The following is a 24,052-nucleotide window of genomic DNA, read 5'->3' as shown; positions in this document are numbered from 1 at the left end:
ATTTAATTCGGTAGCTATAAACGAAAAACTTTATTTGATCAGGGTAATAGAGAACGCCAACCCCTCTTCTTTTGTGAGGTAGGGATTCAGTTTTTGTCCATATCAACAAGTTCAACACCAATATAGTTCGCAATCTGAACTGCCATTGCTTCAATCGCGAAATGACCTGCATGACTGACAACGGAATATAGCTGTCCGGCATTGTCGTGCAAAACAATCACATACGCTCGATAGTAGCCTGAATGGTCGTCCACTAAACCACCCCAGTTGTTCATTCTTTTAATCCCCACCAGCGCGATGTCAGATAACGGAACGCACACATCTTTCTGGTAGGTGCTGTAAACTAGGTTGCACTGCTTATCAAAAATTACTTTGTTGTAACCTCTTCTAAAGAGGCGTCTTAACAAAATAATTAGGGTTCCCAAAACAGCAATAATCATGGAGAACGGCTTGAAGTCGATTTGACCGTCGACTAAAAACATTGTGAACATAAGCCCCATCAACGATATGCCACCGCACATAAAGTACTCACCAAAAGCAGCTCTCTTTCTGGGTACTATTGCAAGTAAATCATCTTTTTTAACCAGTCGATGTGAAACAAAATTAGCCGGTCCAACGGTATTCAGTTTCATGATTTCAATAACTTTTTTCATTGCATCCCTGACATTACTGATAATTTACGCACTTACGTTTTCACGCAATTTCGACTTAATTCAGTCCCTCGGAAACGCCGATTCCATAATGTTGAACCTAAGTTGCATGACTTGGCTCACCTGACGAAGAATTACGATCCATTGGTTGGCGCATTTCGCTAGTACAGTGCTATTATCCGCCACTTGATGTCGTGGTTATGTCAAGCAATTAAAGTTCAACGCGAATATACCTCTCATTCTTACGTTGCGGGATTGAGTTCTTGCATGTTGAGTTTTGAAGGCGCTATTCCATACCAGCGTTTGAATGCTTTGCGAAAGTTACTAACCTCGGAATAACCAAGCGCGTAACTGATTTCTTTTATCGTCATTTGGTTCTCTTGCAAATAACGATAAGCCAATTGTCGCCTTACGCTTTCTAAGATTTCTCTATACGACGTTCCCTCTTTTACCAAATGTCTGTGCAACGTTGCTTGGGTCATATATAGCCTGCGCGCGGTAATATCTAAAGAAGGAAATCGCCCCTGACTTTGCAGCATTATTTTGTGCACTCTGAATGACAAACTCTCATTAGCATTGAGTTTTTCAAGCTCCTGCTCACAGATCGCAATTGCACTTTCAAAGCCTCGCTTGTTGGCTAGTTTTAATGGTTTGTCTACATCTCTAAGCGGCAGTGAAAACCCAGTCCATTCAGCGCTGTATAAAACCGGACACTCAAAATAGCGTTCGGCAAATTGGTTGTCGCCAACAAACTGAAATCGTACCTGCTGTACCGGGCTTGCACCTAACGTTATAAATTTCAATATATTGCATATTGCCAATACGATTGTTTCGGTCAAAATGCGTCTCAGGCCATTCAGGTCTCTCGATTCAACAAAACGCACCTTGAGTGAATCATGTGTTTCAGTGACTTCTACCGTCATTAAATCCGTTCGTAAGTGCAAAAAACGTTCGAGCAGTTCAATAACTTGACGCGTACTACCACCGCTCATTGCGGCGAACCCCAAACTACCGTGCGTATTGATTGATAATTTTGTCCCAAGCATAAGCCCTAAAGACTGATGCTTTAAACTTCGCTCAGCATTTAACAAATATGTGTTTAAGTCTTGCCAAGAAAGCGAAACCGTCTCATGGACTAGATTCAATTTTTCAAAACCAAATGCCTGTAGCCATGCTTCTGCATCAATACCCGCTTCAGTGAGCATTTCCGTGATTTGCACCAGGTACAGAGTCGGTAAGGTTACATTTGAGTGTTCCATTGACATCTCGACCTTTAATAGTGATACACCTCAACAACTGACGCTTTGCGTGTAAGTATTAACAATCAGTTCATCTTTATTAGCAGTAAATTACGCCACATTGCAAATTAAATCCCCCTCACTGCCAATAAATACCCTCTTCAGTCTACTCACCTTTGATTACCATTGTACTTATAGTTTTATGTGTTACTGGAGTTCCCTGATGTTTTCGCTGTTAAAGAAAAGGCCACGCATTGCCTTGCATGCAAAAATAAATGAAGCAGAGATTGATATTTCCCCAAAGGAAACCTTGTTGCAGGCTGCGCTTAGCAATGGCATTGACTTTCCTCACAGCTGTAAAGTTGGAGGGTGCGCGACATGTAAATGCAAGTTGTTAGAAGGGCGTGTTAAAGAACTGACTGATTTTGGGTACGTGTTGAATGAAGAAGAACTTGCTCAAGGTTATATATTAGCCTGTCAAAGTGCACCAGAGACCGATATTCGTGTCTCGGTAATGCGCCAAGTATCTCAACATGAAGCCGTTCTTGGCCGCATTATTCATCAGCAAACCCTCACGCCTGACATTACCTATATTAAAGTGCTATTGGAGCGTGAGCTCGGTTATCTTGCTGGCCAATTCGCAGACCTTACTATTAACTCTGCCAATTGTGGCCCACGCAGCTACTCTTTTGCAGAACCGCCAAGCATAGAGGGCACAGTGTCTTTTTATGTGCGTAAAGTAGCCGGAGGCCAATTCTCAACGCTCGTATCAGACCCCGACCTCTTGGGCACATACATAACAATAGATGGACCTAAAGGTGACTTTTGGCTTCGTGAAAATAACGCACCATTGCTTTTTGTTGCAGGCGGCAGTGGACTGGCCCCCATACTTGCCATGTTAGAGGCAGCATCCACTAAAGACCGCCCCACTACACTGCTTTTTGCCGCCAAAACACAAAGTGACTTGTATGCACTGGAGCGGCTAAAAAGCATCAGCCAAGGCTGGCAAGCCCCTTTTACTTTCATACCGGTTCTATCACGTGAAAGCGAAACCTCTGACTGGCAGGGAGAGCGAGGAAGGGTGACCGACGTGCTTCACTCAATCAATGTTGATGGCTGTAACGCTTATCTTTGCGGTGCTCCTGCGCTAGTCGATGAGGTTGAAACCTTGTTGACGGCAAAAGGGATTACGCGCCAATGCATATTTAGTGATCGCTTTCTAACAACGGCTGATATGGCGCCGTCTAGATCTTAATATTGGAGAGAGTACCTTATGAACATCTTGCATTACGTTAAGTTTCTTCTGATCCACTTAGTGGGGATTTGTGCCCTATTGTCTATTCTTGCTGGGGGTCAATGGATAGTGCTAGGGCTTATCGCCATTACGACGTTCTATATAGCGGGTGATGCTATCGCTGGCGATGATAAAACAACGCCTCAATATGCCCACCCTCAAGTGCTAACCGTTTTACTTTGGTTTGCGCTACCGATAGTCATCGCCATCGTATTGGCGTTCCTTTGGAGCGTGAGCCCTTCAGATACAATGGGCGTTGGAGCATGGCTCAGCGACGTTAGTGGCTATGACCTTGTCGAGGCAAAACGCTCGACCACTGCCCAGCAGCACATAGCGGGTGCTGTGCTTGTTGGCTTGATGATTGGCACGATTGGCACTGTAACGGCCCATGAGCTTACCCATCGTACGTGGGATCCGATATCAATGTTGATCGGTCGCTGGATGTTAGCCTTCAGTTTTGACACCGTATTCTCAATTGAACACGTTTACGGACATCACCGCTATGTGTCGACTGAACACGATCCTGCCACAGCACCTCGTGGGCGCAATGTGTATGCACATATCGTCGCCTCTACGATTAAAGGTAATCTCAGTGCATGGGAGATTGAAAAGCGTCGACTACAGCGCAAAAACCTACCGGTATTGTCATACCATAATGCTGTATTAAGAGGTCACGCGATGAGCTTATTGTTAGCGTTTATCGCCTTTTTTATAGGTGGAGCAGTCACTGCGATGTATTTCATAGGCTGTGCCCTGTGGGGAAAAGCATTGCTCGAAATCGTTAATTATATGGAACATTACGGTATGGTTAGAAATCCTGCCTCGCCTGTTCAACCGCGACACTCTTGGAATACCAATAAGCGCATTACCTCTTGGGCGATGTTTAATTTAAGTCGCCACTCCCATCACCATGCTCAGGGTGAGGTTCCCTATCAAGATCTCAAACCCTTTCCTGAAGCCCCCATGATGATCAGTGGCTACCTAACGACACTGGTCATTGCCATGTGCCCACCGCTTTGGCACAAATTGATGACACCCAAAGTACTCGAATGGGATGAAAAATTCGCCTCTCTAGAAGAACGCAACCTCGCCTACGAAGCCAATAAAAACAGCGGGATTGAAGCCATGATAGAGGCGAACGCGTCGCCTATCTATCGTAATTAACCCCACTCTGCCGCATGCGCTGCTATGGCACAGCGCATGCGGTACTATTCAGCCATTAACGCTCGAATAGATGTTTTTAAACTGCTTCGGCTGGCAACAAGCCCTAAGCTTAAAACGGCCAATAAGATCAACGCTAAGGTGGATACCAACCAGATAAAATCTGGCTGATAGTGCAATGAAAACTGAGATTGATAAATCATACTGCCAGCAATCCAAGTTCCAATAATCGCGCCAACACCCGCTATGCCTCCCGTCACAAGCCATTCAATAACATTGAGGTAATAGCAAGTTTTTCTCGACAATCCAAAGCTCATGATAATGCTGTTTTTTTGCTTCTCTTTTGCTTCAAGCGCGTTCACAGAAGAAACAATAACAATCGTCGCCAAAATGATAATCAAAAATGAAAATCCACTGACAACCTGCGTCACCATTGCCAAGGTATTGTCGAAACGTTGTGTAATTTCTTGCATCGAAACCATGCGTAAAGAAGGATGCTTTTGCCACAGCTCTCCTAATTCATTAAATAACTCATGGCTAATTTCCAGACTTGCCATTGTGTAGTGAGGCGCTTGAATGTGAGAAATTGCAGTACTTGGCATTTGCATCCAAAACGTAATCGACCCCGCTCCAGGCTTGTATGCATGACTCGCCACAATGGTTAAATTGACACGTTGTTCGGCAATAAAGAATGTCAATTGGTCACCCAATTTCAAGCCTAAGTCCGTCATGACTTCTTCTTCAACCGATACTTGCTGCCAATTGTCAGCTTCTGCCTCCCACCAAAGACCGTCTATCACTCTGTTATTGTTAGGAACAGAATCTGTCCAATGTAGCCTGATAGGACGCTGCAACGTGGATAGACTGCCGCTTGGTCTATCCGTAAAGTTATCTAAGCTCAGATCATTGATTTCAATTAATTTGGCGTAGACAAACGGTTTGCTTTGTCGGATCTCTGCCGGTCTTGATGCTACCCAGTTACGAATATCGCGCATTTGCTCGTCTGTCGCTTGAGACACCATCAAGTTGCCGTCATGTTGGCGTTGATAGCCCTCCATCGTGTCACCAATATCGCGTAATAACATAAGTGTAAATAACAGCAAAAATGCGCACAAACCAACCCCCATGATTTGGGTTGTTTTGGCAATAAGTCGCTGCTTCATCATGTAAAGCGTAAATGGCAGTAATCCAGAAAAACGCTTTGTCAGTTTCTCACCAAAGGTTAAGCCTACCCAGCTACTCAACAAAATCAGTAGCACACATGCGCCCATAGCGCCTAACACCATAAATGTGAGTAACCCATTGTCAGAATATGAACCTGCGACGCCGACCAAAACCAAAATAGTGCAACCTAACGATAAGAATACCCTTCCTTTATGCATGTCAATGTTTACTAGCTGCCGAACAGACGACTGCCTTAGCGCTAACCATACTGGCAACTGAAAAATCGCAAAGATTGCTGCGCTAGCAAGTATCGGCGTAGCTAAACTTAACACGTTGAAGTGCCACGAAATTTGCGCAAAAGTCGACGCGAGCCATTGAATAACCAACCAGTGGCATGCACTGGCTATCACGAGTACCCAAGGAATCAACAATAAAAAGCCCAACACCCATTTTACGATTGATATTCGAAGGCCTGCACTTCTAGACGAGCCGAGGCTCATACATACAGCCGTAAAATATTGCTCTTTGTGCATGCTTACCTGCGAGAGCTGATGGATTGCAATGGCTGCCATAAAAAACAGGATAATGGAGGTCAAACCTAAAAAGTTTTCAGTTCGCTGCCAAAAAAGCGCTAGCGGATGCTTCCCCGTTTTATGCAGGGTATGCGCTGCTGGCAACGTTTGCTTTTGCCACTTTAGAATATTATCGATATTCGCTTGGTCTGCCTTCGCAAGATATCGGTATTGAACCGAATCATCCTCAATATCAATGTAATGCAAGTCGACTCTATTGATCATTGCCCTCATATCGACGTTATGACCTTCCATCAGCCGATCCGGCTCATGCAATAAAACATTCGATACGATAAAAGGTTTATTCGCAATGAGCAGTTGATCGCCAACGTCAACAGACAAGCTGGCGATTGCGCGAGAGTCCAACCAAATCTCACCTGGATTGGGTATTTTATCGGTAGACACGGCGTTACCCACCAACTCCGGAGAGATCCGCAACTCGCCTTGCAGTGGATATCCATCTCCCACAGCTTTAAGTGAAACCCGCTGCCAGTGATCTTCATGCCTCAGTGTTGTGTTAATCGTTTGGGTGTAGATAAGCTTTTCGGCGAATTCAGACAATTCATTTCTTTGTTGTGGCGTCATAGCGTGTCGCTGGCTAATGACCACATCGGCGCCCAACAAGTTGTTTAAGTTTTGAGTCAGGTAGTGTTGAATTGAAGCACTGCTCAGTGACAGTGTCGTGATAAATACCATCAATACAACTTGCAAAACGCGTTGCACCAGGTTGGTAGAGTAGCGCTTTTCCTGTTGATGTAGTTGCCATGCCAGTCGAAGGGTATCAGTTAGCATCACTGACCTCCTCAGACAAAGTAGAACTCCACCGACACTGACCATCGCTGAATACCAGTGAGTGTTGGGCTTGTCTGGCCAACGCTTCACTGTGTGTAACAATTACAAGCCCTGCCCCATGAGCCTGACTGCAGGAAAATAAGATATCAGTGACTTCCTGCGCACTGTGTGCATCAAGATTTCCTGTCGGTTCATCAGCGAATATAAACTTCGGTTCAAACACTAAAGCTCGGGCAATGGCTACTCGTTGTTGCTCTCCACCACTCAACTGTGTGGATTTGTGCTTCAGCCTATGACCCAGACCGACTTTTTCAAGCCACTCTTGCGCCTTGCTTTCTGCGTTTTTTAAGCCCCTCAACCTGAGTGGCAACGCCACATTATTGAGGGCATCAAGCTCTGGTAGTAAATGAAATTGCTGGAAAATAAACCCAATATCCTCACGCAATTGATGAACAGGTATTTGTTGTGTTTTGTTGGAATAATGTACGCTGCCGGAAGTTGGTCTCTCCAATCCCGACATCAGCATCAGCAAGCTGGACTTTCCCGATCCCGAAGGCCCGGTAATTGCGTACGATTGACCTTGTTTAATCGACAAACTCACATTTTGGAATAGCGAGATTTGTTGCTGCTGCAAGTAAAACGATTGACCTACATTATTTAACCTAATCTGGCCGTGGAACGGTAACGACATAATTGCCACTCATGCGTGAAAGTTTGTCGTACCGTACAGGTCGTTAGGTGAAATGAAGGTAAATTGAGAACATTCATTGGTTGTATAGGGCAATTGAAGGATTGAAATACAACTTTCCATTCGGCAATAGCGAACATTACATCATTAGCGTCTCTTTCACCTGTTCCAAAGTACCTTTGAGCTCCTTAACCAGCCATTCACGTAAATTGCAGATATCGGCTCTCTCGGCCTTCTCAAGCGGACATACAAAGTAATACGCGTACTTCATTTTAACTGCACGGCCCACTTGGTGAAACAGCTTCATATCCAACATATCAATATCAACTAAACTGGCTCTTGCAATAGCCACGCCCTGCCCCGCGGATGTCGCCTGCAAAGCGATATCCGTGCGACTGAAGCCTTGATCAGAGCGCCCCTCAGGTACACTTAAGCCTTGTGTATGTAACCAACCTCGCCAAGAGCTTTCATCACCGCCCTGCTCTGTAACTAAGTCCAGCAACCAAGGGTAGTTTTGTAGCCGTTCTGGGTGGTGAATAATGTCACTAGCCTGCACAAGTGAAGTACTTGCCACAGGAAAGACCCATTCGTCACATATATATGTCATATGCAAATCAGGATCTAACCTATCGGTTAGCCGGATCGCCGCGTCAATCCCTTCATATTTGAGGTCAAGAATATTATCATCGGTTAACACAGATAGAGGCTGATTTGGGTATGCTCGATTGTATTCACTGAGCTTTGGTAGTAACCACTTGGTCGCAAGTGAAGATATTGTGGTTAAGCTCAACGGACTGTCGACCGAAGCCCTTAAGCTAGTTATAGCACGACTGATTTCGGCTAAGTTCATTCGCGTTTGGTGATAAAGCTTTTCGCCAGCCTCTGTCACGTGAAAATGCCGAGTTGACCGTTCTATCAGAGTGACCCCGGCTAACTCTTCTAACTGCTTCATTCGATGACTAACGGCGCTTTGTGTAAGATTGAGCTGTTTTGAAGCCTTGCTGAAGCTACCATTATCTACCACCGCATGAAATACCTGAAGGCACATCAAGGTAGCCGGATGCATCGCCATGGGTTCACCATTTATCTCATTTACTAATAATTAGATGAAATATAATCACTTGTAATAAACGCTACAAGCTTTAATTTATCGCGTTTTCAACTACACGCGAGACACCGATTTAGTCCGTAGAGAGATATTAATGACGTTATCCCTAAAGCAACACAAAGTATTTGAGATCGCTGCTGTGCTCGGTTTGATGCTGCTAGTTAAAGAATTTGCCGATCGCTATGAACTGATTGGAGCAGGTTCAATCGCCATGTGGTGCGGTATTATCTTGGCTACCCTTTTCATGCGAAAGCAAAATATCTCATGGCGAGACAAAGGGCTTACCCTCCCACACGGCATGAAAGGTTGGTTAAAGGCGTTTGGCATTGCGTTATTGGTGATCGCTGCTTCGCTTGTCGTGTTAGGTGGTTTTATCCCGCTTTTAAGTGAACTTATGGGTCTAACAATCCCCGAAAGCTCCACCGACCGCTTTGAGTTCTTCCTAGGTAATATTTGGTTGTTTTTAGCCTATCTGTTGTTTGTCATATGGATGGGTGCAGCCGTTGGTGAGGAACTCCTGATGCGCGGCTTCCTACTTAATCATCTAATCGTTTTATTTGGTGATCGCAAAGCTGGCATTACAGCCGCTCTGATTTTACATGCTGGCATTTTTGGCATGCTGCATATCTCACAGGGGATCCCTGGCATCATTGGTACGGCATTGGTGGCGGTGATACTCGGTGTTGTTTACCTCTTCACCAATCGCAAGTTATTTCCTCTTATTCTCGCTCATGGATTGATCAATTCATTGAGCCTGACCGCCTATTTTGTTACTGATGGCGGGATAGCTTAGCGCCTTTGTTGATTTAGGAAATGTCGTTTATCCAATATTCAGCGGTGTATTTTCACCAAACGTTTATATATAACATTCACGTCTATTGTGAAGTCGTCTTTTCCTTAATGCATCCGCCAACGTTTACGAATACAATAACACCTACTTTTTAAGTAATTCATTCACGGCTACTGTAAAGAGAGGTGACTTTCAAGTTACCTCTCGCCTATTCAGCAGACTGGGCGTTATCTATGCGGACAAACAATGACTCTATACGCCTTTGATGATTTTGAATTCGAAGCCGAAAAAAGGCTGCTAAAACGAAACGGCGTTATACATGCTCTGAATGAGAAGGCGAGTTTGCTGCTTCTCTTGCTGTTAAATGAACGTCATAACATCGTATCCAAAGCTGAAATCCTTGATTTTGTATGGTCAGACCGTGTCGTGTCTGAACAGGTGATTTTTCAAAACATAAGCCTGCTTCGCAGTGTATTTGGCGACGCTGCGATTAAAACCTTCTCCAAAAAAGGCTATCAGTGGCAATTGCCGACTCTAGAGTTAACTGCGCAAACCGAAACTGATGAATTACAACCTGATGCAGCCAAAGAGGCTAGTACTTCTCAGAAACCTATCTCACCGACTGAAAATCAAAAAGAACTCACTTCGCCATACAAGGTAACTCAAAGGAAACCAATAACATTGGTTCGCACCCTCTTTGTCATTGTCATTTTAGTGGCTATTTCAACCTTTTTGGGTTATCGCATTTTGCACACAAAAAATGCTGCAGTTGGTGGTTTATATCAATTCACAGACGGTCAATCTCTTGAGTCTTTGCAGAATACGAGTGCTGCTAGTGTGCAGTCTCTTTTCGACTCTCCTAGTTCGACCTTTGGTGCGTTATCGCCTGAAGGCCATTTGCTTATCGCAATAAAAGCCTATCCATTTGCCGAACACGCAGTTTTACGTTTTCACGTGCAGGGTAAAAGACGCCATTGGAGCGATTATTTGATTGCCGAAACGCAAGACAAAGCATTTGAAACATTGCAGTCAGTGATACAGCAACTCAATAAGCAAAACTATTTTGATCATTCCAACCCAAACATAGCGCTAGCGGCCCTGCAACTAATTGATGATTCTTCATTGCTGAACCGGGAAGTTATCAAATTACATTTTGAATCAGCAGACTGGCATCGCGCATCAACATTAATTGATGCGTACCTGAGTGAACCCAGTAGTGAATTTGATTACGCTATGCTGTTATGGATGAAATCCAAAGCTTTGTTTGAAAATAAGCAGTTTGCTGACGCGAGAGTTGAGCTGGATGAAGCGATTAAGCAACTCACACCAATGAACATTCCCCCGTTAATCGCAGAGCTTCAATTAGAATTGGCTTGGCATCACTTGGTAAGTTCGGATTTTAGAGCCGGTATACAGTCACTAAATGAAGCTGCCGGAATTGCAAGACAGGCTAACGAACCACTATTGGAGTTAAATGCTCACCGCATACAAGCGTTTATTGCATCCAAAGACAGTAATCTAGATATGGCTTATAGCCAGCTAGATTTTGCTAAACAACTGATAACGCTAAACCACATGGCAACTGTGCATTGGGTACCTATATGGAACACAGAAGCGTGGATTGAATCAGATCCAACTATCAGGGCTGGTCACCTTGCTGACATACTCTCTATGCCATACGATCCTCAGTATGAACCAGTGTTTTACTCAGCTGCTCAACAGTTAAGAGACTTTCACATTTCCTCGGGACAATGGAGCGATGCTTTTTCCACGCTCAAGTCGTGGCAAAGATCATCATTTCAATCGTTGTCTAAAGCACACATTGAAATAGCCAAAGGCAACTTATCTGAGGGGGTTTTACATGCGTCTACTGCTTTTCACGACGCACAATTATCACAACAAAAACAAGATAGTTTAGACAGTGCTTTGCTATTGTTGTCACTACCTCAAGAGCACCTTACCGAAATTTCCCGACAATCGCTTGTCGACTATATCAATGTGAATGCGACAAGACGTTGGAAAGATCAAAACGCTGCCAAATTCGCTAGGTTTGTGAACAATTTCTGATCTTCCTTTATTAGTATAAAGAGTGAGACGGCATAACCTACTGAAAATTAAACCAATAATTTTAATAGAAAAATATCATTTTGATTTTAGGACAGAATAAACACTGGCACCTACCCTGCACCTTCAAATACAAACCGAAGGAATGCAGATGCAATATCGAGCGTGGCTACTAAGCCTTTTACTTTTATCGTTGAGCTCAACTATGACTCAAGCTCAAACAACAAATCCGATTGTTCCCCCTATGACGCCTATTCCAGCTGGTACTTTTATCATGGGAACATTGGACGGTGATCCTGCCACTCAACCCCAACACACTGTTGCCATCGAGGCATTTCAAATTGGACGCTACCCAGTAACGGTTGCCGAGTTTCGAAGATTTGCTGAGGACACTGGCTTCAACGTTGAGTCAACATGTAATGATTTCTTCGATAAAGAAGGTCTGCGTGGCCCAACCCATATAGGCAACGGACGATGGGATAAGCATCGCTACAGCTATAGCGATTATCAACCTGTAACATGCATAAGCCAAGCAACGGCAAGTGCCTACGCCCAATGGCTGTCATCGAAGACAGGCATAATGTTTCACTTACCAACAGAACAGCAATGGGAATATGCAGCCAGAGGCAATACCACTACACGCTTTTTCTGGGGAAACGACCCATTAGAAAATCAAGCCTGTGAATACGGCAATGTTGGTGATTACAGCGGTGAGTCGGTTAATAATCAAATCTATGGCTATAGCAATCTGGGCTTTATTGGTATTTCGCAATGCGATGATGGCGAGGCGTTTAACTCGGTGGTGGGTATGTATCGACCCAACCCTTTTGGCTTATTTGATATAGCAGGCAACGTATTGGAATTCACCCGATCTTGTTATAGCGCGGAAGGGTACAAGCCCAACACTGCTGGCAAAAACGATGACTGCGAATTTTATACTGTTAAGGGCGGTAGCTGGCACTACCCGGCTAAGCCACTTCACTTTCGTGGAAGAGTCAAAAGCGCTGGGTGGAATGTGTCAGCCGACACTGGCTTTCGTTTGGTAACAGCCAGCTTGGAGAACATTGAACACTCCTCGACGCAGCAGTTCCAACGCGATCTCATTGAAGCTCAACAACAACGTATGGATACTCGAGGCCAACTAGTAAAACCCGTTAAACAAGCGGTATTGTATTCGTCTTCTTCCACCAAGCTTGAATTGGTATGGCAACACTCTTCAGATGTGCAATTGACACATTATGATATTTATCGCAACAAGTACCCTGAATCTCACCGGATGGGAGGCTTTTTTAAGAATAATTACGAGAAAATTAAACGCGTAGAAGTAGCGCAAAATCGTATTGCTGTTGACGCAGATAAATCAATAACTAGCTTCTTAATTGTTGCTGTCGCTGAGGACAATGAAAGCTTACCAAGTCTCCCAGTCTCAATCACTCAAACCACTAAAACGCCATTGCAAATTCCCGGTCAGTTTGACGTTAATCAAGCAAGCTATCTCGGCAATGTCGAATTACGTCGTTCGCCTGCAAACGAAAAGCGTCCTGAACGATATTTCTTATTTAAGACTCACCCAGTGACAGCCCAAGACACTGTTACTATTCGCTTTGATGTAGATGTTGAAACTGCCGGACATTATCAATTCAATTACGCGGGAAGAAGCCTGCAATCTGGTCGATTCTTCGAATTATGGAGCGGTAATACATTACTAGCGAATGTGGATTATTCTGCGAAGGTAGATGATAGGAAATCAGATCGCTTCCAAGTTGAATTAGCACAGGGAAGGCAAACTATTGAGCTAAAAATCAATCGTGCTGGTTTTGATCGCTGGAGTTTAACTTGGATAGCATTTAAAGCCATTTGAACAGTAAGCAATATCAATATTTAAATAAATTCGAACATGAGCTAGCCTTAATATCTCCACAAATACCGAAACCATTGGCGTTTCGGTATTTTCACATTCAGCTGGATACCTAACGTTCACAGCCATCCATGAAGGCTCGAAATGCTCAGGTTGTTCGCAGGTAAAATCCCATGATTATTTAACGCCTAAAACACCTAATTTAAACTTCAGCTAATCTTTTACCGACTAAGATGTAAAAAGCGAGATAATCAACAGTTGGTGTAAAAAATACATGGCTCATTACCTTAGAAAGTTCCTCAAAGGATTTGCACACTTTTGGAAAGACTTAGTGCTTTTAGTGTTAGGCATTTATTTGGCTTTATGGACAGAAAACAAAGTCGAACAGTGGAACAATCACCAAAAGCAACTCAGTTACCTATACCAACTTGAACAAGACTTGATCGTAGATCAGGAGCTCATTGAAGATCTGATCCCCGCCTTGCAGAAAAAGGTCCAAGCTTTGCAAGAGGCCATTCAATTCTTTCAATCATTTGATGGCAACCTTGCCTCGATTGAAGCTAAAGAACAGGCAGTACAAGCTGCTAGGATCGTTAACAACTACTATTTTTTTACACCACAGGACTTTACCTTTACATCAATGCGGGAAAGCGGTGACTTTAAGTTACTCAGCGATGATTCCATCAAGCGCAGACTGCTTAAAATTAACAAACGCTACTCTATCCAACAAACGTTTCAGCAAAATTACCTACAAGGTCTAGATGATGAGTTTATCCCTATGTGGGTGCGCCATGCAGATATGATTGATCAAAAGCTGATTGATCCGAGCATATTGAATAAACCAATCTTTAAAAACATGTTGGGGTTTGCGTGGAATGAAACGTCGGTGCGTTTGCGAAACTTAAAACAAGCTAAAGGCGAAATAACTGAAACCATTGATATGCTAAAAGAATACCGTCTAAGCGAGTGATATTTCTCCGGACCAATAAACACAATCGGCCCGCACCTTTCCACAACATAAAACTTGACTGTTATTTCTCATTAAAGCAACAACACTTGGTTTTATGAACTAAAATAAAAAACACCAAAGCAATTTATACTGTTGCTGACGTATTCGACTGCAAACAGAATGCGTTGTTCAAACAAGTTGTCTGATGATAAATATTCACATGGAGGCGTTTTGTTACGATACTTTCGAGCGCTATTGATGTTAATCACTGTGTTTTTCTCAGCGCTAAGCCAAGCAGAAAAATTGCCTTTAGTGATTGGTGTTGAGAATCTATTGCCTCACTCTGGTCATGAAGAAATAGACGGTGAAGGCTACGCCAACATCATTGTTCGTGAGGTGTTTAAAGACTATTCCATTAAATTTGAAGCTGCCCCTTATGCTCGCCTAAAGCGCAATCTGGTTAGTGGCAAAATCGATATTATGCTTCTTTGCGTACCATTCAACTTCACTCTCAAAGATAAGGTTATTTTTCCGCAACAACCTATCCTGCAATCAGCACAAGTATTTTTTGTACGCAAAGATTTCCCATGGCGATACCATAGAGATCAATCGCACAGCAAGGTCTTGCTCGGTCTAACCTCAGGACTTGACTATCATGAGTTGGAATGGCTGCTGGGCGAGACAAAACTCAATTACTATATCGAGGGTGAGCAACATATCGCAAGAGCACTCAATCTCATGCGCAATAACAAACTCAATGTGTATTACGAAGATCGGGCAGCAGTCATGTTCACAGCTAAAAAGCTCAACATGGTAGACGAAATTATGGAAGCTGGTGCTGTGCTACCACCCGTAGATTTATTTCTCGGTATTGGCTCGCATCGCTCAGATGCCAAACAGTTGGCAGCACTTTTTGATAGCGAAATTGAGCGCCTTCGCCAACAAGACTTCATCGCTAATGCAGTTAACAAAGTGCAGTGACAGACTACCAGTAGTCTTGACTCTCCCCCTGTAACACCATTAATGATGAAAAACGAGATGAAACGTACTCCACAGAGGAAGAGTGAGCCCAACAAGCTAACTTCACTTTCTAGTCAATGGTTGATATTTGAGGTTGCGTTGATGCGAATTTACTTCGTGAACAACACTGCTTTTCACTGACATTTTAGAATATTGACAAATATTCTTCTCAACCTTTAGCGTTTAGATTGTAATTGCTACTATTATTAAGTAACGCCATAGCAGTATTAGGGTGGGATTTGTCTACAGACTACGACTCCATAGAGATTATTGCTGATTACGCCAACAAACTGATTTCCATGAATGAAGCTTCAGAGGTTGTGTGGTACCTGGCACGGCAAGTGATCGCAAAACTAGGCTTTGAAGATGTTGTCATTTATTTAGTTGACGATGATGGACTTCTGCGTCAAGTCGCTGCGGGCGATAATAAAACTGATGTTACTCGAACGAACATTGTTAACCCTTTACTCCTTCAATTTGGCGAAGGTGTTGTGGGTACTGCTGCGGCATCCAAAACAACGCAGTTAATTGCCGATACTCGTAAAGTCGAGTCATATATCGTTGATGATGACATTCGACTTTCAGAATTAGCCGTACCAATGATTGCCAGCGGTGAGCTCATTGGCGTCATCGATTCTGAACATCATCAAGCGCATTTTTTCACTGACTACCACGTTAAATTGCTGACGATACTCGCGGGGTTAACAGCCAACAAACTTGTTCAAGCGAAAAACCATGCGGTACTGCAAACAACGATTGAAAAGCTCGAGTACAACAGCAAAATTCAAAATATCTTATTTGAGATCGCTGAATTAATTTTCCACGTAAACGATTTGACCGAGTTTTTTAGAGCACTTCATCAGGCCCTTGGCCAACTAATTTTCACAAAGAACTTCATTGTCGCAATACGGTATGAACAACAACCTTATTTTGTCATTCCTTTCGCTTGCGATGAAAAAGATGACATCCCTCACAACACTCAAGTAAAGATAGATGTAGATCACCCCTCCCTTACCAGCGTGTTGTTCACACAAAATGAGCCATTGTTACTCAACCAAGAGGAGTTTAAGAAATACCTAGAGAACAACAAAGTACACGTAAGAGGCACAATACCTACATCATGGCTCGGCGTACCTTTTGGTGAAGGGAACCTCCAAGGTGCTGTTTTAGTCCAGTGTTATGACAACAGCTACACATTCGAGTATCAAGATCAGCAGTTGCTGCAGTATGTTGCTAAACATATTTATAACGCCGTAGAACGGATGGAGGCGAAAGAACAACTCGAATACCTTGCACTGCATGACCCATTGACCGGGCTAGCGAACCGAGCATTCTTTAAGTCACAACTCAGTAAGTCAATCAGTAAGTACGAGCGAAACCCCAGTCTACATTTCTATGTGCTGTACATCGACTTAGACGGATTTAAGTTGATCAATGATAAATTTGGACATCATTTTGGCGACAAACTGTTAGCCGAAGTCGCACAGAATATGCAGGAGAGTATCAGAGAGGCTGATACTGTTTGTCGCCTTGGTGGTGATGAGTTCGCACTGTTGATTAACGATATTGAAGTCGCGAATGACACCAATATTCAACAGTTGTCTCAACGACTACTGGATACGATCAATGAGACAATCGTGATCGATGGTATTACCGCCCAAGTATCAGCAAGTATAGGAGTGGTGACGAGCAGAACCAATCGAGCCGAGTTGGATCACCTATTGGCTTGCGCTGATGAGGCCATGTACATCGCGAAATCACTTGGTAAAAATCAAGTGTATTTTCACGAAAGCGCTTCTATCGAGCACTTTATGCACTCGTACGCGTTTCCCAAGTACTTTACGAATTCACTCACTAAGAAAGAGTTTGTTTTATTTGGGCAGCCTATTGTTAACGTGAAAAGTCTTGATGTTGTCGCTATAGAAGTACTTATTCGTTGGCAACACCCAGAGCTGGGTTTATTAATGCCAAATAAGTTTATCGAGCACATCACCCAAAGTGGCTTAGTTGAGCACTTGGATTTATACGTGTTAGAAGAACTCATAACTTATTTAAAATTAAAGGCTAGTAACCTATCACCAAGCTTTGTTTTTAATATCAATATTTCGCCCAAAGGATTCGTTTCTCAGGCACTGTTGCTGCGCTTAGCGAAACTTCAGGAAGAGTGCCCTCACCTTGTCAAACACATATGTTTGGAGCTAACCGAACAATCATTAGCCAGTACTATTGAAGAAACACAGAAAAGCATCAGCAAAATTAAACGGCTAGGCATTTCTGTTGCTTTGGATGACTTTGGAACGGGCTACTCCAGCTTAAATTATTTACATCAATTCCAATTTGACACGTTAAAAATAGATCGGTCGTTTTTATGCAGTTACAAAAATGGTGGAACGAGCAAAACCATATTTGAAGCAATCATTAATCTGTCTAAATCGCTCAATATTTGTGTTGTAGCGGAAGGTGTTGAATCAGAAGATCAATTACTCATGCTTAAACAATTGGGCTGTGATAAAGCCCAAGGTTACTTTTTTGATAAGCCTATGGCTTTTTCACACATTGACAAGTTAATACAGAAAAAGTGACCTAAAAGCATTAACCTAGTCTTTAATGTTTAGCCGCGGCCAGTGAGCACAACATTTTCGAATTTACATTCATTAAAAAGGTGAGATAGATGGAGAAAATCTTTCTGGGGATCAAAGGACACGTTGTTTGTTTAGATAAAATGACAGGCAATGAACTGTGGCGAACAAAACTGAAGATTGACTGGGGCAAGCCAACAATCGTGATGTTTTCAGAAGATTTATTCGTCTATTTAGGGGGCACTTTATATTGCCTCTCAACCGAAACTGGCGAGACAAGATGGGAAAACGGACTAAAAGGGCTGGGCTCTGGTTCCTGCACCATATCGATTGCAGGAAAACAGTCGGACGAACATTTGAACTCGGCAGCTGAATCAAGCATGGGGGAAATAGTAGAGACGCTGATTGATATCAGCACGTAATAGGAATATTGCTCTCTTTTCATAAATACACGTCAATTCAGAATGGAACACCCCTTATGTATAGATCATTCATAACCATCATTTTAATTTTGATAACGGCCTCAACTGTCGCCTCAGAACCAACAAATTCAGGCACTCAAAGCAAAGAGCTAAGTAAATGGTTTGAGCAGAAGTACCAAGAGTACTTACAGTTCTCTCCAATCACTCTAACACGCTTAGGTCTTAAGGAGCGTTACTCAGAAATCGATGATATGAGTGAGAAAGCAGAACATCAGCGCCTGAACTGGTACATTTCAGCTGCAAAGGAACTACAACAACGCTTTATCTACGAAAACCTGTCCACGGAAGAACAAACCTCTTTTGACGTATTCATGCTGCAGGCCGAGCGCGCGCAGTTATCTTATCAATACCGCTACAATCGCTATATCTTTCATCAAATGGAAGGGATCCACGTTCGACTCCCCAACTTTTTGATAAACAGTCACAAAGTTGAGACCGTCGACGATATGCATGCCTATATCCGTCGTATTGGAGAGTTATCCAGAGCCATCTCGCAGCTGCTCATTCGGGCCAAGCAGAATGCTGAAAAAGGCGTACGACCGCCACGATTTTCATATGATGAGGTCATCCAACATTGTCAAAACTTGATAAGCGGATACCCGTTTAATACAACGGATAGTGATGCCCCACTCTACGCTGACGCCAAACAAGAGATACAAGCACTACTTGATAACGGTTTAATCACACAAGACATTGCTAACGATCTCCAAAAGGAGCTGATCAAGGTGTTAAAGCAGAAGTTTTTGCCCGCGTATCAAAACGTGCTCGAATGGATGCAGGCTGATATCGTGAATACCAGTGATATTGCTCACGGGGTAAGCACATTACCTGACGGTGACAATTACTACGCGGCCACATTGAAAATCCAAAATACAACGGATATGACAGCCGATGACATCCATGAACTTGGGCTGAAACAGATCACTCGCATCCGAAAAGACATGCTAAACATAATGGAGAAAGTCGGCTTTAAGGGTAGTCTGCAGGATTTCTTCAAGCTTGTGCGTGACAATAAAGACGACCGTCGTTTCTTTTATCCGGATACGGATGACGGACGCGAAGCCTATCTTCAAGACTCTAGAGACTACCTTGCTTCGCTCACTACATTACTTCCTAACTACTTTGGCATCTTACCCAAAGCCGATTTGGTTGTAAGGCGCGTTGAGCCTTTCCGTGAACAACCGGGAATGGCACAGCACTATTACGCAGGCACACCGGATGGCTCGCGACCAGGCACTTACTACGCTCACCTATCCGATATGACGGCAATGCCCATAATTGAAATGGAGGCTGTCGCTTATCATGAAGGTAATCCTGGGCATCACATGCAAATCTCAATTGCCCAAGAACTGGAAAACGTGCCATCGTTTCGTACCCAAGCATCCTTTACAGGGTTTGTTGAAGGTTGGGCGGTGTACAGCGAGCTACTGGCCAAAGAAATGGGGGCGTTTGAGGATCCATATTCAGACTTTGGCCGACTGGTTCTTGAAATTTGGCGGGCCATAAGACTAGTCGCAGACACCGGTATCAATGCCAAAGGCTGGACTGAAGAGCAAGCATTTGAGTTCTTTAAACAAAACTCACCGCGCTCAGACGTATCCATGCGCACTGAAGTCAGACGTTATTTTGTATGGCCAGGACAAGCAACAGCTTATATGATTGGGCGCCTAAAAATTCTTGAGTTGCGTGACAGAGCTCAGGAAAAATTGGGTGACAAATTTGATATCCGAACCTTTCATGATGAGGTTATTGGCGGTGGCTCGTTACCACTGTCCATTCTTGAGAAGCGTATAGACAACTGGATCGCTAAGCAGTTACAGGATGCCTAAAAAGAGAGCAAATATGACAGCAGTATCACTCCCCATCGGTGTTGGTGGTAAAACACCTGAGCAAGCATTAGCTGAACTACACGATATGACAGCAGAGCTTGTGCCTATTGGCATTGAGGAATACCGACAACGAATAAACAACGCTCAGCTCTTTATGCAGGCCAATGGCATCTCTGCCATATACTTAAACGCTGGAACCAGTCTGTCTTATTTTACTGGGTTGAACTGGTATCCAAGTGAGCGAGTGGTGGGCGCGTTATTGCCTGCATCTGGCGATATTCGATTCATAGCACCACATTTTGAACTTGGCTCAATAGAAGATGCAATGGTTGTACAGGCACCTATCGCTCTTTGGCACGAACATGAAAACCCATTTGCGTTGTTGCATACCCTGCTTTCAGAAATGGGAATTGGCAACACAGCTATCATTGGCATGGATGAAAACGCCCCGTTTTTTATCTATGACGGGCTAAAGGCTGTCCACAACAGCTACCAAATAATCAATGCAAAAAGCGTCACAGCACATTGCCGAATGCACAAATCAGAGCAAGAACTCAACATCATTCAAACAGCCATGAATATGACGCTAAAAATCCATCAGGCGGCTGCTAGCATACTTCATGAAGGGATAACCACTACTGAGGTGGAAACCTTTATTAATCAAGCGCATAAGAAAGTTGGTGCCGCCGGCAGCTCGTTTTGTATTGTGCTATTTGGTGTGGCAACCTCATTTCCGCATGGCGTAAAAGATCCGCAAACCTTAAAGTTTGGTGATGTGGTGCTGATTGATACAGGTTGCCGGCTGTATGGCTATCACTCTGATATTACCCGCACATACGTCTATGGCAATGCCACTAAAGAGCAACGAACTATGTGGGATCATGAAAAATCTGCACAGCTTGCTGCCTTCAATGCTGCTCAGCTTGGTGCTACGTGCGGCGAAGTTGATCAAGCTGCGCGCGGTTTTCTTCAATCTGTGGGGCTTGGTCCTGACTATCAATTACCTGGCTGCCCTCACCGCACTGGGCATGGTCTCGGCATGGATATCCACGAATGGCCTTATTTGGTTAAAAATAATCCACAGATAGTTGCACAAGGCATGTGTTTCAGCAATGAGCCTATGCTTGTGGTGCCCGGACAATTTGGGATCCGGTTGGAAGATCATTTTTATATCACCGAACAAGGCCCAAGGTGGTTTACCGAACCGTCGTTTAGCATCGATGATCCGTTTGGGTTGTCAGTCGACAATGCGTCCCAAAGGCTCGCGTAAAATGCTAGCTGTATTAACGTATATAATTATATCGACTTCTGAAATCTCAACACCTCTAGTATAGTAAATAATCAAAGGGCAGATTTGTTAGGGACAAATATGAGATCTCACGGAAGACTAACCAAATGGAATGATGATAGAGGTTTTGGCTTCATCTCTACTGATTCATATGATGGCGAATTGTTCGTGCACATATCAGCGTACCCCAAAGATGGGGGGCGTCCATCCATAGGAGAACGTATCTCCTTTGAAATCAGTACTGATGAACAAGGGAAACGTAAGGCTGTTAGAGTTCAACGATTTGATCAAAAACCCGCTACGCCCAAGTCCCATAAAAACAGCATCAAGCTGTCCAGACTATTCTTTGCGTTTGCCGTATTAATATTTTGCGTTACAGCATTCACTCAAATATCCCGCCACATGGATTCATCTTTGGAAACATTCAACCCAGCGCCGATTGATACTAATCACACGCTATTCGCTCCACCAAAGTTCGATTTTAAATGCGATGGTAGGAAATATTGTAGTGAAATGAATTCTCGCGAGGAAGCCATTTTCTTTATCCAAAATTGCCCAGACACAAGGATGGATGGTGATGGTGACGGTATTCCTTGTGAAAGCGATACTCGGTTCTGAGTAGAAAGTTTGGAGAGCAGTAGAATTGGTCGGTGTGAGAGGATTTGAACCTCCGACCCCTGACACCCCATGACAGTGCGCTACCAGGCTGCGCTACACACCGACCGAAGACGCGCATTCTACTTATTTTCATCAGTAAAGCAAAGCCGAAGTATCCTTGAAGGTACATAAAGTTCTCCATACGGGCTTTAATTGTCTAAAAATCCGCCGATATGTTCAAAACAGGCTCAATAAGTTAGGAATTGCGACTAAACTTCTAGAGTAATCGTATACGCCATTAGATAATTCAAGGCTTTGCTAAAGCCACCGTAATCAAGGACTGCTGCACCATGCGAAATAACCAACCTGTGACTCAAAAAGAATATCGGATCCCAAGTGACTATCGACTGATATCCTCCACAGACCTGCGCGGCATAATTACCCATTGTAATAAAGAGTTCGTTGAGGTGAGTGGCTTTTCCAAAGATGAACTCATTAACAAAAACCATAATCTAGTCAGACACCCGGATATGCCTGTACCGGTATTTGCTGAGATGTGGCAAACAATTCAAGCTGGCAAAATCTGGATGGGGATTGTTAAAAATAGGCGTAAAAATGGCGATCACTATTGGGTATCCGCTTTTGTAACCCCTGTTTTCGAAAACGGGAATGTCATCGGTTATGAATCCGTTCGAGTTCCTGCGTCTCGAGAAGAGATTGCGCGGGCTGAAGATATTTATGCTCGTATAAGAGCCGGTAAACCCACCATTAGTATGCCTAATCGTATGCTTCATTACTTAAAGAAGACCTCTGCCTCGTGGGCTGTTGGCGTTCCAACTGTAATCACTGTAGCATTTTTATCCAGCTGGTCTGCGGCGCTTATTGCAGCACTTGGCTTTATTATCAGTGGCCTATGGCAAGGCGTTCTCACCAGTAAGAATTGGCAGGAGCTTTTGGATGTCAGCCCTGGCTCTTATCGGAACCCGATAGTCGCACAGACCTATTTTGATGACTTTGGGGCAAAAGCCCAAGCAAAGCTGGTTTTGGCATGTGAACTGGCTCGTTCTAGAACCGCATTAACAAGGACAGCTGATGCAGTCTCTGGTTTGCATGATATTGCCGAAAGCACCCACCAACAAGCAGAAAATACCAGCGCTGTGGTAGTACAACAAAACCAGGCGACTCAGCAAATCGCGTCAGCCGTCACCGAGATGTCACAAGCGATTCAAGAAGTTGCTGAGCGCGTAGAGCTCAATGCGAGTAGCGCTAAAGCGGCTGCAAGCAATGTTCAAGAAGGGAATCATAAAGCTGAAGAATCCATGGACGCTATAGTCGCCCTGCGCGATGCGGTAACCACTATATCTAAAACTGTTCAAGAATTAGCGCAATCGACTAACGACATTGGCGAAGCAGCCAGCATTATCAGTAGCATTGCAGACCAAACCAATTTACTGGCGTTAAATGCCGCCATTGAAGCCGCGCGCGCGGGTGAACAAGGCCGAGGCTTCGCTGTGGTAGCCGATGAAGTTCGCTCTTTGGCCTCAAAAACACGCGAATCAACCGATAAAATCCATACAATCATTCAAGCACTTTCAGAACGCTCCGAGCGCGCAGTAAAGGTTTCGGATGAAGGTATGCGAGCAGCAGAGCAAGGCACTGCAATTGTTGAAGAAACACGAAAAGCTCTTAATGAAATCAACAAAGCGGTTGAAGGTATTTCAACCATGACAATCGAAATGTCAGCGGCAGTTGAAGAGCAAAGCGCCGTTGCTGAAGATATTAACAAACAGATTGTTGAAATCGCTGACGGTGCAGAAGATACTGAGCAATCAACCCGACAATCACTCAAAGCGAATGAAAAGCTTCGAGATACTATTGACGAAGTGAACTCAGTGATAACGCGCTTTAGCCGATAAAACTGACCGGTCT

Annotated in this window: 18 protein-coding genes and 1 tRNA gene; 13 read left to right on the top strand and 6 right to left on the bottom strand. The window is 43.8% G+C overall.

The genetic code is table 11. From position 1 onward, the window contains the following. Positions 1-86: 86 nt before the first annotated feature. Both CSH93_RS09070 and CSH93_RS09065 read right to left on the bottom strand, forming a co-directional pair. The gene (locus CSH93_RS09070; RefSeq protein WP_100642935.1) at positions 87-653 is read right to left on the bottom strand and encodes a hypothetical protein; all 567 of its coding nucleotides are present in this window, start codon (positions 651-653) and stop codon (positions 87-89) included. A gap of 239 nt (positions 654-892) precedes the next feature. Next, positions 893-1,909, bottom strand: coding sequence for an AraC family transcriptional regulator (locus tag CSH93_RS09065; RefSeq protein WP_240615549.1), 1,017 nt, complete (start codon positions 1,907-1,909; stop codon positions 893-895). A gap of 202 nt (positions 1,910-2,111) precedes the next feature. Here CSH93_RS09065 and CSH93_RS09060 point away from each other — a divergent pair, with 202 nt between their 5' ends. After that, positions 2,112-3,143 carry a 2Fe-2S iron-sulfur cluster-binding protein gene (locus tag CSH93_RS09060; RefSeq protein ID WP_100642934.1) on the top strand — a complete coding sequence of 344 codons (1,032 nt, stop codon included), beginning with the start codon at positions 2,112-2,114 and terminating at the stop codon, positions 3,141-3,143. Positions 3,144-3,161: 18 nt separating this feature from the next. Beyond that, complete coding sequence (locus CSH93_RS09055) at positions 3,162-4,346, top strand: alkane 1-monooxygenase (RefSeq protein ID WP_100642933.1); 1,185 nt, start codon at positions 3,162-3,164, stop codon at positions 4,344-4,346. Between the two features lie 44 nt (positions 4,347-4,390). Here the strand turns inward: CSH93_RS09055 and CSH93_RS09050 are convergent, their stop codons facing one another. From CSH93_RS09050 to CSH93_RS09040, 3 genes are all read right to left on the bottom strand, one after another. Then, positions 4,391-6,871, bottom strand: coding sequence for an ABC transporter permease (locus tag CSH93_RS09050; RefSeq protein ID WP_100642932.1), 2,481 nt, complete (start codon positions 6,869-6,871; stop codon positions 4,391-4,393). Continuing rightward, complete coding sequence (locus CSH93_RS09045; protein ID WP_100642931.1) at positions 6,861-7,562, bottom strand: ABC transporter ATP-binding protein; 702 nt, start codon at positions 7,560-7,562, stop codon at positions 6,861-6,863. The genes CSH93_RS09050 and CSH93_RS09045 overlap by 11 nt, the downstream gene beginning before the upstream one ends. Positions 7,563-7,698: 136 nt before the next feature. Next, on the bottom strand, positions 7,699-8,631 hold the full coding sequence (locus tag CSH93_RS09040) for a LysR substrate-binding domain-containing protein (protein WP_100642930.1): 933 nt from the start codon (positions 8,629-8,631) through the stop codon (positions 7,699-7,701). A 130-nt stretch (positions 8,632-8,761) separates the two neighbouring features. On the opposite strand from CSH93_RS09040, the gene CSH93_RS09035 reads away from it, so the two are divergent. The 10 genes from CSH93_RS09035 to CSH93_RS08990 all read left to right on the top strand — a co-directional run bounded on the left by CSH93_RS09035 (position 8,762) and on the right by CSH93_RS08990 (position 22,144). Then, positions 8,762-9,460, top strand: a complete 699-nt coding sequence (locus tag CSH93_RS09035; RefSeq protein WP_100642929.1) for a CPBP family intramembrane glutamic endopeptidase — start codon at positions 8,762-8,764, stop codon at positions 9,458-9,460. A 243-nt stretch (positions 9,461-9,703) separates the two neighbouring features. Beyond that, on the top strand, positions 9,704-11,524 hold the full coding sequence (locus CSH93_RS09030; RefSeq protein WP_100642928.1) for a transcriptional regulator: 1,821 nt from the start codon (positions 9,704-9,706) through the stop codon (positions 11,522-11,524). Between the two features lie 148 nt (positions 11,525-11,672). Then, positions 11,673-13,382 (top strand): SUMF1/EgtB/PvdO family nonheme iron enzyme, encoded by a 1,710-nt coding sequence (locus CSH93_RS09025; RefSeq protein ID WP_164078333.1) that lies wholly within the window; start codon positions 11,673-11,675, stop codon positions 13,380-13,382. 271 nt (positions 13,383-13,653) lie between these two features. After that, positions 13,654-14,349, top strand: a complete 696-nt coding sequence (locus tag CSH93_RS09020; protein ID WP_100642926.1) for a DUF6090 family protein — start codon at positions 13,654-13,656, stop codon at positions 14,347-14,349. A 210-nt stretch (positions 14,350-14,559) separates the two neighbouring features. Beyond that, positions 14,560-15,309 carry a type 2 periplasmic-binding domain-containing protein gene (locus CSH93_RS09015; protein ID WP_124748961.1) on the top strand — a complete coding sequence of 250 codons (750 nt, stop codon included), beginning with the start codon at positions 14,560-14,562 and terminating at the stop codon, positions 15,307-15,309. 233 nt (positions 15,310-15,542) lie between these two features. Further along, the gene (locus tag CSH93_RS09010) at positions 15,543-17,930 is read left to right on the top strand and encodes a GGDEF domain-containing protein (RefSeq protein WP_124748960.1); all 2,388 of its coding nucleotides are present in this window, start codon (positions 15,543-15,545) and stop codon (positions 17,928-17,930) included. An 89-nt stretch (positions 17,931-18,019) separates the two neighbouring features. After that, the gene (locus CSH93_RS09005; protein ID WP_100642923.1) at positions 18,020-18,349 is read left to right on the top strand and encodes an outer membrane protein assembly factor BamB family protein; all 330 of its coding nucleotides are present in this window, start codon (positions 18,020-18,022) and stop codon (positions 18,347-18,349) included. Between the two features lie 56 nt (positions 18,350-18,405). Further along, entirely contained in the window at positions 18,406-20,238 is a 1,833-nt protein-coding gene (locus CSH93_RS09000; protein WP_100642922.1) for a DUF885 domain-containing protein, read from the top strand. A gap of 13 nt (positions 20,239-20,251) precedes the next feature. Then, complete coding sequence (locus tag CSH93_RS08995) at positions 20,252-21,508, top strand: M24 family metallopeptidase (protein WP_100643363.1); 1,257 nt, start codon at positions 20,252-20,254, stop codon at positions 21,506-21,508. A gap of 99 nt (positions 21,509-21,607) precedes the next feature. Continuing rightward, on the top strand, positions 21,608-22,144 hold the full coding sequence (locus tag CSH93_RS08990; protein ID WP_100642921.1) for a cold shock domain-containing protein: 537 nt from the start codon (positions 21,608-21,610) through the stop codon (positions 22,142-22,144). 26 nt (positions 22,145-22,170) lie between these two features. Here the strand turns inward: CSH93_RS08990 and CSH93_RS08985 are convergent. Continuing rightward, positions 22,171-22,247: transfer RNA gene (locus CSH93_RS08985), tRNA-Pro, on the bottom strand. 226 nt (positions 22,248-22,473) lie between these two features. On the opposite strand from CSH93_RS08985, the gene CSH93_RS08980 reads away from it, so the two are divergent. Further along, a complete protein-coding gene (locus tag CSH93_RS08980; RefSeq protein ID WP_100642920.1) occupies positions 22,474-24,039 on the top strand; it encodes a methyl-accepting chemotaxis protein in 1,566 nt (521 codons plus the stop codon). The last annotated feature ends 13 nt before the right edge of the window (positions 24,040-24,052 follow it).

Origin of the sequence: Neoalteromonas facilis (genome assembly GCF_002807665.1) — a bacterium.
GTDB classification, from domain to species: Bacteria; Pseudomonadota; Gammaproteobacteria; order Enterobacterales; family Alteromonadaceae; genus Alteromonas_E; species Alteromonas_E facilis.
The sequence above is the reverse complement of the archived record's forward strand: the minus strand, read 5'-3'. Positions and strand labels throughout refer to the sequence as shown.